At 45.7% G+C, this 13,237-nt stretch carries 18 protein-coding genes; 9 read left to right on the top strand and 9 right to left on the bottom strand.

Features of this window, described 5'->3' with window-relative positions:
• Positions 1-39 precede the first annotated feature (39 nt).
• From thiM to XMG59_RS02435, 9 genes are all read left to right on the top strand, one after another.
• Positions 40-825, top strand: coding sequence for a hydroxyethylthiazole kinase (thiM, locus tag XMG59_RS02475; protein ID WP_173498160.1), 786 nt, complete (start codon positions 40-42; stop codon positions 823-825).
• Positions 822-1,442 (top strand): thiamine phosphate synthase, encoded by a 621-nt coding sequence (thiE, locus tag XMG59_RS02470; protein ID WP_173498159.1) that lies wholly within the window; start codon positions 822-824, stop codon positions 1,440-1,442. The genes thiM and thiE overlap by 4 nt, the downstream gene beginning before the upstream one ends.
• On the top strand, positions 1,439-2,236 hold the full coding sequence (gene thiD, locus XMG59_RS02465; RefSeq protein ID WP_173498158.1) for a bifunctional hydroxymethylpyrimidine kinase/phosphomethylpyrimidine kinase: 798 nt from the start codon (positions 1,439-1,441) through the stop codon (positions 2,234-2,236). Before thiE ends, thiD begins: the two co-directional genes overlap by 4 nt.
• Before the next feature lie 529 nt (positions 2,237-2,765).
• Positions 2,766-3,566: a DsbA family protein gene (locus XMG59_RS02460; protein ID WP_173489084.1), complete on the top strand. Its 801-nt coding sequence runs from the start codon at positions 2,766-2,768 to the stop codon at positions 3,564-3,566.
• The gene (locus tag XMG59_RS02455; protein WP_173489085.1) at positions 3,566-4,957 is read left to right on the top strand and encodes a multicopper oxidase family protein; all 1,392 of its coding nucleotides are present in this window, start codon (positions 3,566-3,568) and stop codon (positions 4,955-4,957) included. The genes XMG59_RS02460 and XMG59_RS02455 overlap by 1 nt, the downstream gene beginning before the upstream one ends.
• Before the next feature lie 2 nt (positions 4,958-4,959).
• On the top strand, positions 4,960-5,685 hold the full coding sequence (locus XMG59_RS02450) for a cytochrome c biogenesis CcdA family protein (RefSeq protein WP_173489086.1): 726 nt from the start codon (positions 4,960-4,962) through the stop codon (positions 5,683-5,685).
• A gap of 45 nt (positions 5,686-5,730) precedes the next feature.
• Positions 5,731-6,144, top strand: coding sequence for a cytochrome c (locus tag XMG59_RS02445; RefSeq protein ID WP_173489087.1), 414 nt, complete (start codon positions 5,731-5,733; stop codon positions 6,142-6,144).
• Positions 6,145-6,181: 37 nt separating this feature from the next.
• Entirely contained in the window at positions 6,182-6,529 is a 348-nt protein-coding gene (locus XMG59_RS02440) for a copper resistance CopC family protein (protein WP_173489088.1), read from the top strand.
• A 49-nt stretch (positions 6,530-6,578) separates the two neighbouring features.
• Positions 6,579-7,478, top strand: a complete 900-nt coding sequence (locus tag XMG59_RS02435; protein ID WP_173489089.1) for a copper resistance D family protein — start codon at positions 6,579-6,581, stop codon at positions 7,476-7,478.
• A 23-nt stretch (positions 7,479-7,501) separates the two neighbouring features.
• Here the strand turns inward: XMG59_RS02435 and XMG59_RS02430 are convergent, their stop codons facing one another.
• The 9 genes from XMG59_RS02430 to XMG59_RS12265 form a co-directional block, all read right to left on the bottom strand.
• The gene (locus XMG59_RS02430; RefSeq protein ID WP_173489090.1) at positions 7,502-7,957 is read right to left on the bottom strand and encodes a c-type cytochrome; all 456 of its coding nucleotides are present in this window, start codon (positions 7,955-7,957) and stop codon (positions 7,502-7,504) included.
• 104 nt (positions 7,958-8,061) lie between these two features.
• The gene (locus XMG59_RS02425; protein WP_173483737.1) at positions 8,062-8,412 is read right to left on the bottom strand and encodes a hypothetical protein; all 351 of its coding nucleotides are present in this window, start codon (positions 8,410-8,412) and stop codon (positions 8,062-8,064) included.
• A 32-nt stretch (positions 8,413-8,444) separates the two neighbouring features.
• Positions 8,445-8,651 carry a DUF2933 domain-containing protein gene (locus XMG59_RS02420; RefSeq protein WP_173483750.1) on the bottom strand — a complete coding sequence of 69 codons (207 nt, stop codon included), beginning with the start codon at positions 8,649-8,651 and terminating at the stop codon, positions 8,445-8,447.
• Positions 8,652-8,695: 44 nt separating this feature from the next.
• The gene (locus tag XMG59_RS02415; RefSeq protein WP_173483736.1) at positions 8,696-9,046 is read right to left on the bottom strand and encodes a cupredoxin domain-containing protein; all 351 of its coding nucleotides are present in this window, start codon (positions 9,044-9,046) and stop codon (positions 8,696-8,698) included.
• Positions 9,047-9,081: 35 nt separating this feature from the next.
• The gene (locus XMG59_RS02410; RefSeq protein ID WP_217363672.1) at positions 9,082-11,334 is read right to left on the bottom strand and encodes a heavy metal translocating P-type ATPase; all 2,253 of its coding nucleotides are present in this window, start codon (positions 11,332-11,334) and stop codon (positions 9,082-9,084) included.
• Positions 11,321-11,746: a MerR family DNA-binding protein gene (locus XMG59_RS02405; RefSeq protein WP_173489092.1), complete on the bottom strand. Its 426-nt coding sequence runs from the start codon at positions 11,744-11,746 to the stop codon at positions 11,321-11,323. The genes XMG59_RS02410 and XMG59_RS02405 overlap by 14 nt, the downstream gene beginning before the upstream one ends.
• A 38-nt stretch (positions 11,747-11,784) precedes the next feature.
• Positions 11,785-12,135, bottom strand: coding sequence for a hypothetical protein (locus XMG59_RS02400; RefSeq protein WP_173489093.1), 351 nt, complete (start codon positions 12,133-12,135; stop codon positions 11,785-11,787).
• A 10-nt stretch (positions 12,136-12,145) separates the two neighbouring features.
• Complete coding sequence (locus XMG59_RS02395; RefSeq protein ID WP_217363671.1) at positions 12,146-12,451, bottom strand: SHOCT domain-containing protein; 306 nt, start codon at positions 12,449-12,451, stop codon at positions 12,146-12,148.
• A 335-nt stretch (positions 12,452-12,786) separates the two neighbouring features.
• On the bottom strand, positions 12,787-13,116 hold the full coding sequence (locus tag XMG59_RS12265) for a tyrosine-type recombinase/integrase (RefSeq protein ID WP_371743726.1): 330 nt from the start codon (positions 13,114-13,116) through the stop codon (positions 12,787-12,789).
• Between the last annotated feature and the right edge of the window lie 121 nt (positions 13,117-13,237).

The raw sequence follows: 13,237 nt of genomic DNA, 5'->3' as shown, positions 1-13,237 counted from the left end.
AGCTAGGATTCCCCGTCTCTCTGTGGCCTTGGAGAGACCATGGAAAATATCGGACACTACCTTGATCAGATGCGTTCTGCATCACCACTAGTTCACAACATCACTAATTTTGTAGCCATGAACAGTATGGCAAATGTTTTGCTGTCTGCCGGTGCATCACCAGCTATGGTGCATAGCCTAGAAGAAGTTGAAGACTTTGCAGCAATTTCAAATGCACTGACTGTGAATATTGGAACCCTAGAGCCTGCTTGGTTGGAAGCTATGTGTAAAGCAGCCAAGCAGATGAATTCTCAGAGTAAGCCCTGGGTATTTGACCCTGTAGGCGTTGGTGCAACCAAGTATCGACAACAAGCCTCTAAACAATTACTGGCTTTAAAACCAACCGTAATACGTGGTAATGCGTCTGAAATCATGGCTCTCGCAGGTCTTGAAAGTTCGGGCCAAGGCGTTGATGGGCGAGATTCAGTAGATTCAGCTGTTGATGCAGCAGGAACCTTAGCTAAGCAGTTCGGATCTGTTGTCGCAGTTACCGGGGCGATTGATATCGTCACTGATGGTGAACGAATTGTAGAGATTCCTCATGGCAGCTATTTTATGAGTAAAGTAACGACTATGGGCTGCTCCTTGAATGGCGTTATTGCTGCATTCTGTTCTGGTCAACCGTCATTTGAAGCTACTGTTTCAGCTTTAACGTACTACGGCATAGCGGGTGAGATAGCTGAGAATAAATGTAATGGTCCTGGTTCGTTCTGGGTAGAGTTCATAGATACTCTTACATCTCTTTCTGGGGATGCAGTGACTAGTCGTTCACAGGCTACATTGTGAACCGACTTGGCCCTATTTATGTCATCACCGATACTGAATCACCCTGGTCTATTAGAGATCAGGTTAACTTTGCGGCTGAAGGCGGTGCGCATTTAATTCAGTATCGTGACAAACATATCAGTGATGCTGGCTATTTCAGTAAAGCTGTTCTGCTTATCAAAGACCTCAAGGGATATGATTGTGAGCTAATTCTGAATGACCGAGTAAATGTGGCTAAAGAGTTATCTCATTGCGGACTTCATGTAGGTCAGAGTGATGGTGAATTAGCTGCTATCAAAGCATCACTTGCCCCAACTCAAATTTTAGGTCTGTCCATTGAGCATAGTTCTCAAATCAATGAAGCGAATCAGCAGATTGCTGATTACTTCGGTATAGGCCCTATCAGAGCAACTCAAACAAAGTCAGATCATGCTCCACCTATTGGGTTTGATGGTTTGAAAGATGCTGTCAAGCAGTCATCTATTCCAACATATGCGATAGGAGGAATGTCATCATCTGATATCCCTAATCTTAAAGCCATTGGAGTTTTAGGTATAGCAGTTGTATCAACAGTTACACGTTCGGATGATCCAAAACAATCGGTAGAAAACCTTAGAAAAGAGTGGAACAAAACATGATCAAGAACATTCTTACTATTGCTGGCTCAGATTCATCAGGAGGGGCGGGCATTCAAGCAGATATTAAAACTATTTCTGCATTAGGTGGTTACGCAATGTCTGTTGTCACAGCAGTGACTGCACAGAATACCTCTGGGGTTAAGGCTGTAAAGTTGATAGAAGCTAGTTTAATCAAAGCTCAGCTAGATGTTATTTTTGATGATATTCGTGTGGATGCCATCAAAATTGGAATGCTAGGATCAAGCGAAATAATTACAACTGTCGCAGAGTGTTTGAAAACTAAAAATATTCCTATCGTTTTAGATCCTGTGATGGTCGCCAAAAGTGGTGATCCTTTGTTGGATTCAAATGCCGTAAATGCACTAAAAGATACGCTTCTACCACTAGCCACTTTAATAACGCCAAATCTTCCGGAGGCTGCTGTGCTTCTGGGTCAAAAAGAAGCTATTAGTAGAGCTGAAATGGAAGATCAAGCAAAAGACCTTTTGAATCAGGGAGTAGAATCAATTTTACTTAAGGGAGGACATCTAAAGGGTAAAGACAGTCCAGATCTTTTAGCATCCGACGGCAGTCTTATATGGTTTGAGGAAAAGCGTTTTGAAACGAAAAACACTCATGGAACAGGATGCACTCTTAGTTCAGCACTAGCCACCTTTATTGGTAAGAATTACTCGATCCAAGAAGCCATTTTAGAGTCTAAAGGTTATATTACCAACGCCATTAAAGCAGCAGATAGGCTTTGCGTAGGCAATGGTCATGGCCCCACTAATCACTTTTGGAGTCTTGCAGAATAATAGTTTGAACCTAACTTGGTTACTTCAACATAGCAGTTGTCTGTTTTCGACCCTAAGCAGTCTCTGAAGTGTGTTAGTAATTTTTTCAGTTAATAGTCAGCTACTGACTATTAAATAATGTTTAAGTGTTATTTATGCTCGTGCCATTTAAATGAAGTTTATCATCACCACATTTTTTGCTTTAGTTTTGCTTGCAGGGTTTGCCCCTTCATTCGCATCTACTACAGTTGATGGTATGTCAATGCACGAGCACTCTGTGGTCCATTCCTTATCTATTGAAAAAGTTAACTGCTGCGACCAGTCTCAGCCAAGCTGTGGTTCTCACTGTGCATCTTCCGTAGGTTTATCTAGTCTCATCCGAAACTATTCGCCATCTATCAGCGAGTATTTTATACCCACTCCACAAACTAAAGCCCCTCAAGCGGGATTTTATCTAGAGTCCACTCGTCCTCCGCGCGTATAACTTCTCTTGAATTGTACAAATTTGGTCGATCTTAAGTGTCGATTAATCACTGTTTTAGGAGTAGTTATGTTTAGATTGTCGTATTCATTATTTGCCATTTTTTTTATCTCGTTTCTTCAACTTCAAACGGCAAGTGCTTCTGATCAAGCAGCTCAAATAGAGCTGTTAGTGGATCAACGCTTAGAGGCTTATCTTAAGAGTGAAGAGTTCGATAAACGAGTAGAAGAATCTATTAATAGATATGTGGCTAAGCAAGCCAATCAGAGAGCTAAAAGAGAACAGGAAGCTCTAGAAAAGATAGCGGCTAATTTAGCTCCAGTTAACCCTGAGAGTGATCATATTCGTGGAGACACAAACGCTCAGTTTTCTTTAATTGAGTATTCCGATTATGAGTGCCCATTCTGTAAACGCTTTCATTCAACAGCGATTGAATTTACAAACAAACATCCAGAGGTTAACTGGGTCTATAGACACTTCCCGTTGGATTTTCATAACCCTGGTGCGCAGACCGAAGCTGAAGCAGCAGAGTGTGCGGGTTATCTAGGTGGAACAAAGGTATTTTGGGCTTACTCAGATGCGATATATGCACGTACTAAATCAAATGGTAAGGGGTTTCCAATTTCAAACCTAACTCCATTAGCAGTAGAGCTTGGAATTGAAAAAAACGCATTTGAACAATGTCTAGCCGATAGACGATTCCAAGAAAAGGTTTTGAGTGATTACAAAAATGGTGTTGCCTCGGGAGTTAGTGGAACACCGGGTAATTTCCTTGTTAACCATGCATCTGGACGGATTATTCCAGTTAGCGGAGCCCAGCCTCTAGAAAAATTGGAGCAGGTCCTAGAACAACTTAAACAGGTTCAGTAATGAAAATATCTAGAAGAAAGTTACTCGCATACAGTGTTTTGGGTTTGGCTGCAAAGCCAGTTCTAGCTGCACTACCTTCTAATGATGGTGTTCGACGTTTTTCTCTTGTGTTGCGTTCAGAACAGAGAAATTGGTTTGATGACATTGAGAACCAAATAAATTTATGGGGGTTTGGCCAAGATCTTCTTCGCTTAAAGCAAGGCGAGCCTGTTGAGATTGAAGTCTGGAATAGCTTACCCGTTCCAAGTACGGTTCATTGGCATGGTTTTCGTATTGAGAATGCTATGGACGGGGTGAGCGGATTAACACAAGCCCCAATTCCGGCTGGGGAGCGCTTTACCTATCGTTTTACACCTACAGATGCAGGTACATTTTGGGCACATTCACACCATAAAACTTATGAACAACTTGCTAGGGGACTGTACTTACCTATTATTGTTGAAGAAAACTCGCCGGTGGACGTTGATCAAGATATTCACTTAGCAATTGATGACTGGCGAATTAATCAGTCAAAACAGCTTGATTTAGAAAGTCTTGGTGCCATGCATGAATGGGCACATGGAGGGCGTTTAGGTAATTTCCTAACGGTTAACAAACAGGTACGTCCAAGCTATATCGTTAAAGCCGGCTCCAGAGTTAGGTTGCGACTGCTTAACACAGCCAATGCTCGCATCTTTGCTGTTAATGTTCCTGTTAAAGCTACATGGATTTTAGCTAAAGACGGCCAGCCTTTAGTTACTCCAAAACCTCTAGATGAATCCCTACTTCTTGCTCCCGCAGAGAGGTATGACTTGGCTATCGATATTCCACAAAATGCCAGCGGTAGCATTGCTATTCAAATGCCAACCGATTCAGGACCCATAGATATGGCTTTGCTGGATGTTGTTGGAACCGTTCAAAATGTTAGGGACTATCCACCAATCACTCTACCCTCAAATCCCATCGATGAAGTTAGTTTTATTAATAAGCCTAAAATCTCGGCGGTATTAGATATGCAGGGAGGGGCCATGGGATCGCTGAGACAAGCTATCTATGATGGGAAAAATATGAGCATGCAGGAACTGATTAGCCATAATCAGATCTGGGCTTTTAATGGAGTGGCTAATCGCCCTATAGAGCCGTTGTTAGAGGTCCGTTCCGGTGATTTAGTTGAAATAGATATTAGAAACAACACTGCTTGGGCTCATAGCATGCATCTCCATGGTCATCATTTTAAGGCTGAATCACCTAGGTATAGTTCTGGTATTTGGCATGACACATTGCTTATGGATAGCAAAGAGAATGCAAAAATAAGGTTTGTTGCAGGCAAGCCGGGGAGTTGGTTGTTGCACTGTCACATGATAGAACATCAAGCCGCCGGCATGGTTAGCTGGATAAAAGTGGTTAGTTAATCATGGAAGCTCTAAATCAACTCGGTTTATTGGCAGCTTTTACAGGCGGGCTTATATCCTTTTTATCTCCATGTACGTTGCCATTAGTACCTGGGTACTTATCTTTTGTTGCAGGGGCAAATAACAAATCATCTACAGAGCATCACTGGCCTCATATGCTTCTGAGTTTATTTTTTGTTATGGGTTTCTCAATCGTATTTGTATCTTTGGGTGCAAGTACTAGTTTCTTAGGAATGCTTTTAACTGAATATCGTTATGAGGCTAACATTGTTGGAGGAGGCCTCGTAATAATCTTTGGCCTATTTATGGCAGGTGTCCTCAAGATAAATTGGTTATATCGTGACTTAAGAATCCATCCAGCTATTCGTTCAAGTAATCCAACAACTGCTTTTCTTTTAGGAATCTCGTTTGCATTGGGATGGACCCCATGTATTGGGCCAATATTAGCTGTGATTTTGACGTTGAGCTCTATTAACGCTGATCCTCAGGCAGCGGTCCTTCTTTTAACTTTTTATGCATTAGGGTTGGCAATTCCATTTTTGTTGGTTGCAATGTTTATGGGGGCGTTCAAAAAGCGGATGACGAAATTAAGTCGATTTAGCCGTCAGCTTCATGTCACTGCTGGTATCACTATGGTCATTATGGGTATTGCTATGGTGACAGGGCGATTAACACTTTTTGCTGTTTGGATGATGGATGCTTTCCCAGTGTTAGATACGTTGGGATAAAAGAGAAACTCATTAATTTCTTAGGTGAGAATTGGAAGTAGGTTTATGAAAGTAAAATATTACATAAAAAGTCTTTTTTTAGTTTTTATAGCTAGCGCAGCCGTTACCGCAAAGGCTGATCATCGGGAGGGGCACGTTGACGTTCAAGTGGGCGAGTTATCCCAACGTGCGGCCTATGGGCAGCAAGTATTTAACGAGACTTGTGCAGCATGTCATGGAAATAATGGGGCAGGAACATTAAAGGGACCTCCATTAATCCATGATATTTATAATCCAGGACACCACTCAAATCAGGCAATTATTAGTGCGATCAAAAATGGCGTTAGACAGCATCACTGGCCCTACGGTGATATGCCTGCTCAAGAAAAAATCGGATTTGCAAAAACCATGGCTGTGATCGAATTTATTCGCGAGGTTCAGGTTCAAAATGGCGTGGAGCGCCGGGCACACAATATGTAATGGGCGGGTACATCCAAACTAAATCAGGAGAAAAGAGATGAAACGATTGAAACTGGGGCTTCTAAGCTCAGTTCTGGGGCTATCTACCAACGTTTTCGCGCATGGCGTTATGCATGAAACCGTTCCCGCCAATGGCGCGTCAATGTCGGAACCGACAGATCGCGTTGAGCTGACCTTCAAGAATCCTACGAAGCTGATCAGTATCAAGGTACTCGATTCAGAAGAGAATTCTGTACCGGTTAATTTTGAGCGTTCTACGGAAGCTGGGACTCACTTTGAGTCGATGTTTCAAGCGCTACAACCCGGTAGTTATACCGTTCAATGGAAAGCCATGGGCGAGGATGGTCATATGATGAAGGGAGATTTTGGATTTATGCAGGAGTAACTCTACAAAGTAGGGCGGCCATAAGAAAGCGAGTAAAGGGAGTTAACGTATGGAATTGAGTGTCTGGGACGGTCTTGTTGTTGGTACACGCTGGTTACTTTATCTGGGCGCTGCGGCCGCGATTGGCGGTACAGCCAGTCTGTGGCTGATGCAGCAGCAGGCTTTGCTTAAACCGGCGCTGATGCGTTACTCCCTGATAGCGACACTGTTAGCGGTCAGTGCCGCGATTCTTCATTTTCTGGTCCGGGTGGGCGAGGCCTATGACGAAGGGTTAAGCGGGATGTTCGATCCCGATATGATCGGATTTCTGTGGGAGTCGCCGCTGGGCGAAGCACTGTTTCTGAGAAGCATCGGTTTGTTAATGCTTCTTGTGGGTCTTCTGTTTCTCGCATTAGTTCGCAGTAAAAGCCGTGAGCAACGTATTGAGCTCGGATTGATTGAGGGGCTCTTTGTGCTGGCCGGTATGGGCCTTATGGCGTTGTCTTTCAGTGAGGCAGGGCATGCAGTTGAACAGCCGCTGTTATTTCAAAGTGTTCTGACAATCCATGTTGTTTTGACCGCCTGGTGGATGGGTTCGCTCTTTCCACTCTGGTTGGCCTGTCATCACCTTGAATTTAGCGAAGCCTACCGGTTGCTTGATCGGTTCGGTCAATTAGCGGTAACGGCCGTACTGGTGCTGTTTGCTGGTGGCGTGTATATGAGCTACCAGTTGACCGGTTGGTCGAATCTTTTTACCAGCGATTATGGCATTTTACTTCTGGTTAAAGTCGCTCTGGTAGGGGTAATTCTGTCGCTGGCCGCGATTCATAAATTGGTGTTGGTACCCCGGCTTCAACACACCCAGGATGCGGGTGTATTGAAGCGTTCTATCTTTCTGGAAAAGATCATCGGGGCATCAATCTTTGCAATAACAACTGTTTTAACCACCTTAGTGGGACCGGTTCACTGATGCATCCGTGATAGCTCAGACGATCATTTATCTTTGAAAATCTGGGTGTGCCGTTGTGCTATCTCCTGAGGCCACTGGGCTTTGATATACGCCAAAACCGACCAGATTTGGTCATCGGTCAGCTTTCCGGCGAAAGCTGGCATCTTTGACTTATAATCCGCACCGGCGATCGACTGCACACCCTCTTTGGTTAACTGGAACAGAAGCGCATCGTCGTGATGCCAGGTGTGTCCCGTTTCGTCGTGCGGTGGTGCTGGCAGATAGTCATTCTCGTCACGCTTCTGCCAATCTGCCTCTCCCCTCAGATCGGCACCGTGGCAACTGGCACACTCGTTTTGATAAATCGTTTTACCTGCACTCACAGCTTTGGCATCAGTGTAGGGAATTTTGCCCTGAGCACTGTTCGTCAGAAGGAATGCAGCGGTGGTTCCTAACACCACTACAACGGCTGCTAGCCCAATTTTTGTTCCATTGTTCATAATTCACCAGATAGCATCTTTACTGACTTCTTTAGTGCTTATAAGTGTATTTATAGGGGCTCTGATTATCTGAAACAACAACCTCAGAGCCCAAGAAGTAGAGGTTACTTACTGTGATTCATCATTGTATCTTTGCCACCAGCTGGCATCTCTTCAATATTCATCATCTCTTCGTCAAGCTTCATGCCGTTAGCACGCATATTATTACCCATACCTGACTCTCGCATCATATCCATATTTTGTTTCATCATATCGATATGTTGAGCCATCATTTCATGCATCTTCTCCATTTGAGTCATCATTTCGTCGCAGTGTTCCGGATCCATCATTTCGCTTGATTGATCCATCGAGGCTGGATTGGCTTCACTCCCCTTGTGATGATCCTCATTGGCGAATGTTAATGAAGTGGCTGAAACTGCGAAGACGAACGCTGGAATGGTGATTAGTTTTCTCATGATAATTTTCCTCTAAGGTAGTTACTTAAAATTTAAAACGTTTTGCTATCTTGGTTGTCAACCGAACTCTTATGAGAGTGGTTGTGTCCGCGATGCATAAACAGATGCATTAGCGGGCAGAGTAAAAAAATTAGAAAGGGTAAATACTCAATCAGGTGTGTTTGATGTTCGCTAAACAAATAGTAGCCACCGATCGCCGCGATCGTGATGAGTAGCCATTTATTTATGCTCAGCCCCATGCAGCAGAACTTCTTATTCATCATTACCTCCTTGACCTATCAGACTATTCAACCGTGATATCCCCGCGGTACATCTGCATCTGACAATGAAACGCGTAGTTACCCGCAGGGCTCGCCGGAATATGGATCGCTTTTACCTTGTTTATCGGTAGCGATTCGCTAATGGCGAGGTCTGGTACCAGCAGCATTTCAGAGCAGGGCGCTTTATCTTCGCGCAAAAAATTGAGCGTTACAGGTTTGCCTGCCGGTATCTTGATATGTGCGGGTGTATACACACCGTCAGCGACTTTTATGGTCTGCTTCTCTGACGCAACCGAGGCTACAGGCTTGTAGAGCCAGAACCACCAAATAATCAGCCCGATTAGTACTAGGCCTGCTATGTTAATGAGTATCATCGGTTACTCCTCCCCAGCGCTTTAGCGCCTAAAAATTAATGCTGCTGCGCTTTAAACAGGCGCAATCGATTGGCATTGGTGACGACCGTTAGAGACGAAAAGGCCATCGCGCCACCGGCTATAATTGGACTGAGTAGTACGCCAAAGATTGGGTACAGCAGGCCCGCAGCGATCGGTATGCCCGCAACGTTGTAGATAAATGCGCCCACCAGATTCTGTTTAATGTTCTGCAAGGTCGCCTTGCTGACTGCAACGGCATCGGCCAGTCCGTGAAGTGAACCGCGCATTAGGGTGATATCCGCGCTCTCGATCGCAATATCCGTACCGGTGCCGATCGCAAAGCCCACGTTAGCCTTAGCAAGCGCCGGTGCATCGTTAATACCATCCCCCGTCATGCCGACAATCTCACCCGCCATTTGCAGTGCTTCGATATGGGCAAGCTTATCCTCAGGCATCACTTCGGCATGATATTCATCGATACCCACCTGGGCGGCTACGGCTTTAGCCGTTGCACTGTTATCACCGGTTAGCATAATGACCCTCATGCCCTGAGCTTGCAGGCGCTGAATGGCCAGTTTGGAATCAGCTTTGATAGGATCAGCGACGGCAACAATTCCCGCGAACTGATTGTCGATTGCAATAAACATCGGCGTTTTCGCCTGACTGGCCAGGCGCTGGGCTTCATCGACCTGAGCACTGACGTCGATCTCGTTATGCTTCATAAATGATGCGTTACCCAGTAACACCGTTTTCCCACTGACTTTGCCAGAGACGCCCTGACCGGAGTGCGCGTGAAAATCTGTGACTTTCTCCAGGCTCAGGCTTTGCGCTTTTGCTGCTTCGACAATCGCTTCTGCCAGTGGATGCTCTGAACCAGTCTCAAGGCTGGCGACCAGCGCTAACAGATCTGCTTTGTCGAGGTCCGTTAACGGTAAAATATCGGTCACAGCTGGCTTTCCTTCAGTGATAGTGCCGGTTTTATCAAGGACCATCGCCGTGATCTGAGAGGCGGTTTGCAGCGCTTCCCCGTTGCGGATCAGTACACCCGCCTCAGCCGCTTTACCCATCCCAACCATGACGGACATCGGTGTTGCCAGCCCAAGCGCACAGGGACAGGCGATAATCAGTACGGTTGTCGCTGAGATAATCGCGAAGGCAATGGTGGGTTCGGGTCCAAAGTTGGCCCAGATCAGCGCGCTGACGATGGCGATGATCATAATCGCGGGTACAAAGTACTCGCTGATCTTATCGGCAAGGCGTCCAATCGGCGGTTTGGAGTTCTGTGCCTTTTTAACTGAAGCGATAATCTGTGACAGTGCCGTGTTCTTGCCCACACGCGTCGCTTCATAGAGTAGCGATCCACTCTTGTTTAGCGTGCCGGCAATGATCTCATCACCGATCTCTTTGACGACTGGAATAGGTTCACCAGTCAGCATCGATTCATCAATTGAAGAATGCCCTTCGACAACGCGGCCATCGACGGCAATCTTTTCGCCTGGGCGAACGCGTAGCTTGTCGCCCATAACGACATCATCGATAGGGAGATCTACCTCTTCATCACCACGGAGGACACGGGCTGTTTTTGGTTGCAGGCCGATTAACCGCTTTATCGCTTCCGAGGTGCGTCCACGCGCTTTAACTTCCAGTGCCAGACCCAGATTGATTAGACCAATGATCATCGTTGTCGCTTCAAAGTAGATGTGTCGTGCCATTTCTGGGAAAAGCGAGGGTGCTGTCACTACCGCAAACGAGTAGAGCCAGGCGGCTCCTGTTCCGAGCGCGATCAAAGTATCCATATTGGCTGAGTGGGTTCGAAACGCCTTCCAGGCTCCGATATAGAAACCACGACCGGCGAGTACCATAGTTGCCAGCGTAACCAGGCCGATAATGCCCCAAACGAGTCTCTCCGTGCTGGTGGTGACAGACATTTCACCGATGAATAGTCCATAGATCATCAGCGGTACACCGATGCTCAAGGAGACCACGACGTTGCGCATCAGCTGCCGGTAATACTGTGCGTCAGCGGCTTCTTTCTCCGCCAAGCTGTCAGCTTCGGACTCGTTTTCGGATTCTTTTGCACCGTACCCTGCCTGAGTAACCGCAACTATCAGCGTATCAGACTCTACGTCGCCTTCAATCGTCGCGGTGCGATCAGCAAAGTTCATTTCAGCCGAAGTCACCCCGGGTACTGCTTTCAACGATTTCTCGATTTTAGCGACGCATCCAGCGCAACTGGCACCTTGAATATCCAGAATAATTGGATGCTTCGCGACCTTAATGCTGTTCATGAGCTTCATCCTCTGTAAACGTTTCAATGAGGTGGCAAATAGACTCGTTGGTAGGACACTGGTCTTCCATTTCGTTCCAGGTTTTAGCGGCTGCAATCATGCGGTTTCTTAGCGCGACCATGTCACGGAACCTGGCTTCAGTCTCTTCCAGACGCTGGTTGATAATGTCCCTAACCAAACCACAGGCCGAATGCTGATTATCCGTCCGCGCGAATATCTCTCTAACATCATCGATACTGAATCCCAGGCTACGCGCTGCCAGGATGAACTTGAGCCGGTTGATGTCCGATGGACAAAAAAGCTTGTACCCGTTGTCTGGATTGATCTGAGGTTTCAGCAGACCAGCGCGAGAGTAAAACCGCACGGTATCGGGCGTGATAGACAGTAGCTTTGCAACTTCATTTACCTGCATGAAAGACTCCATTTTATTTCTCGACTCACAAAACTGGATCAATGTCCTGGTGGCGGTTTACTACAGCAGTGAGGCACATGCTTGGCATTATCGCGAACGTTCTGGTCGATTTGTCGATCCCACCCCAGCTTATATTGGTTCCACCAGCCTTTTTTTGGTTCGACGCTGTGTTGTTTAAGTACCTGTAGGATGGAATCTATACTTGTGATGGATGCATCATATGACACTTGCATCCGCTCACGTGTCGAGTCAAACCCCACAGTATCGATACCTCTTATCAGTTGGATCTCAGCGGTAAGTTCCTCCAGATTTTGTTCCTTCAGACCACTGAGCTTTAGTTTGCGTTTAACCAAAAATGCTTCGTTAATACCAATTTTATGCGTATCCATATCGCCTCCCTTAATCTGACTCGAAGTCACTGAGTACACGTTTACGCTTCGCATATTCCTCTTCATCAATCTCGCCGCGAGCGTAGCGTTCATCGAGAATCCGGCGGGCATTATTGGATTCTTTGGGTCCAGTTCGAACAGATTTGACGGCCAGTACGATGATAAAAATGAGAATGCCCCAGAACACTAGCATTCCGAAACCACCAAACATTCCAAATCCCCAGGCCATAGGGTGGTAATCACCGTCGGGGTCTGCGACCGCAATTCCGCTGAGGAGCATTGACGTTGCTGCGTATAGCCTTAATCTTTTATCCATAAGTCGTTCTCCTGCTTGCGCATTACTATAGGAAATAGTCGATATAATCTTAGCTTAAACCTGTGAGTCGCTCATAGGTCAAGGATTGAAGACGAAAAAGTTGGAAATCCATATGAACGAGCGGTATCAAAATCGTGTGTATGAGGAACTCTCATGGACAGTGGACAGATCTTTCGTTGAATGGGATCGAAAGTTTGGTGATGAAACAAGCTCGAATAGTTTTACCTGCGAGAGTCTCAAAACTCGTAAATCGCTAGTTCCCTGTTTATCTTGTAGCTTTTCGAAAGTCTGCTTTTGAGTGCTTGTCCCAGTCGTGTTAGGGCGGCTATGTGCCGTTAGTCGTCATCATTAACGCGCATAGCTCTGGTCATCCAGTTGTGCAAGGTTTTAAGTGGGTAGCCATTACCATAGCCTTGCCCAACACTTTGAACACTCCAGCCACCTAACTGGTCTATAAGTTCTGAAGGTGCATCTGCTGCTCTCAATCTATCTCTAAAACTGTGGCGTAGTCCGTGAATAACGGCGTCCTTTCCTGCAATTATTTTTATCCACTTGTTCAAAGCGGCGCTTGCAGAGTTTGTTTTACATTCATTTTGGTTTGCATATCTTGGGAAGCAAAACTCATTTAGGGGGCTCTCTAGGAGTCGTTTAGCAGCCCATGTAATCCTCCCGAAAAATAATTGGGGTTTTAAGTAGAGCGTTTTATGATCTATGAATCAGGAGCGATCTATGAAGAAGTCACGTTTTACCGAAAGCCAGATAGTGGCGATTCTCAAACAACATGAG

The organism is Marinobacterium sp. xm-g-59, from assembly GCF_013283315.1.
GTDB lineage: Bacteria > Pseudomonadota > Gammaproteobacteria > Pseudomonadales > Balneatricaceae > Marinobacterium_E.
Note: the sequence above shows the minus strand (reverse complement) of the source record. Positions and strands in the feature narration are given on the sequence as shown.

What these genes read in the sequence shown, in the direction of transcription:
- thiM (WP_173498160.1), top strand. Translation starts at nt 40, where the DNA reads ATGGAAAATATCGGACACTACCTTGATCAGATGCGTTCTGCATCACCA.
- thiD (WP_173498158.1), top strand. Translation starts at nt 1,439, where the DNA reads ATGATCAAGAACATTCTTACTATTGCTGGCTCAGATTCATCAGGAGGG.
- XMG59_RS02460 (WP_173489084.1), top strand. Translation starts at nt 2,766, where the DNA reads ATGTTTAGATTGTCGTATTCATTATTTGCCATTTTTTTTATCTCGTTT.
- XMG59_RS02455 (WP_173489085.1), top strand. Translation starts at nt 3,566, where the DNA reads ATGAAAATATCTAGAAGAAAGTTACTCGCATACAGTGTTTTGGGTTTG.
- XMG59_RS02450 (WP_173489086.1), top strand. Translation starts at nt 4,960, where the DNA reads ATGGAAGCTCTAAATCAACTCGGTTTATTGGCAGCTTTTACAGGCGGG.
- XMG59_RS02445 (WP_173489087.1), top strand. Translation starts at nt 5,731, where the DNA reads ATGAAAGTAAAATATTACATAAAAAGTCTTTTTTTAGTTTTTATAGCT.
- XMG59_RS02440 (WP_173489088.1), top strand. Translation starts at nt 6,182, where the DNA reads ATGAAACGATTGAAACTGGGGCTTCTAAGCTCAGTTCTGGGGCTATCT.
- XMG59_RS02435 (WP_173489089.1), top strand. Translation starts at nt 6,579, where the DNA reads ATGGAATTGAGTGTCTGGGACGGTCTTGTTGTTGGTACACGCTGGTTA.
- XMG59_RS02430 (WP_173489090.1), bottom strand. Translation starts at nt 7,957, where the DNA reads ATGAACAATGGAACAAAAATTGGGCTAGCAGCCGTTGTAGTGGTGTTA.
- XMG59_RS02425 (WP_173483737.1), bottom strand. Translation starts at nt 8,412, where the DNA reads ATGAGAAAACTAATCACCATTCCAGCGTTCGTCTTCGCAGTTTCAGCC.
- XMG59_RS02420 (WP_173483750.1), bottom strand. Translation starts at nt 8,651, where the DNA reads ATGGGGCTGAGCATAAATAAATGGCTACTCATCACGATCGCGGCGATC.
- XMG59_RS02415 (WP_173483736.1), bottom strand. Translation starts at nt 9,046, where the DNA reads ATGATACTCATTAACATAGCAGGCCTAGTACTAATCGGGCTGATTATT.
- XMG59_RS02410 (WP_217363672.1), bottom strand. Translation starts at nt 11,334, where the DNA reads ATGAACAGCATTAAGGTCGCGAAGCATCCAATTATTCTGGATATTCAA.
- XMG59_RS02405 (WP_173489092.1), bottom strand. Translation starts at nt 11,746, where the DNA reads ATGCAGGTAAATGAAGTTGCAAAGCTACTGTCTATCACGCCCGATACC.
- XMG59_RS02400 (WP_173489093.1), bottom strand. Translation starts at nt 12,135, where the DNA reads ATGGATACGCATAAAATTGGTATTAACGAAGCATTTTTGGTTAAACGC.
- XMG59_RS02395 (WP_217363671.1), bottom strand. Translation starts at nt 12,451, where the DNA reads ATGGATAAAAGATTAAGGCTATACGCAGCAACGTCAATGCTCCTCAGC.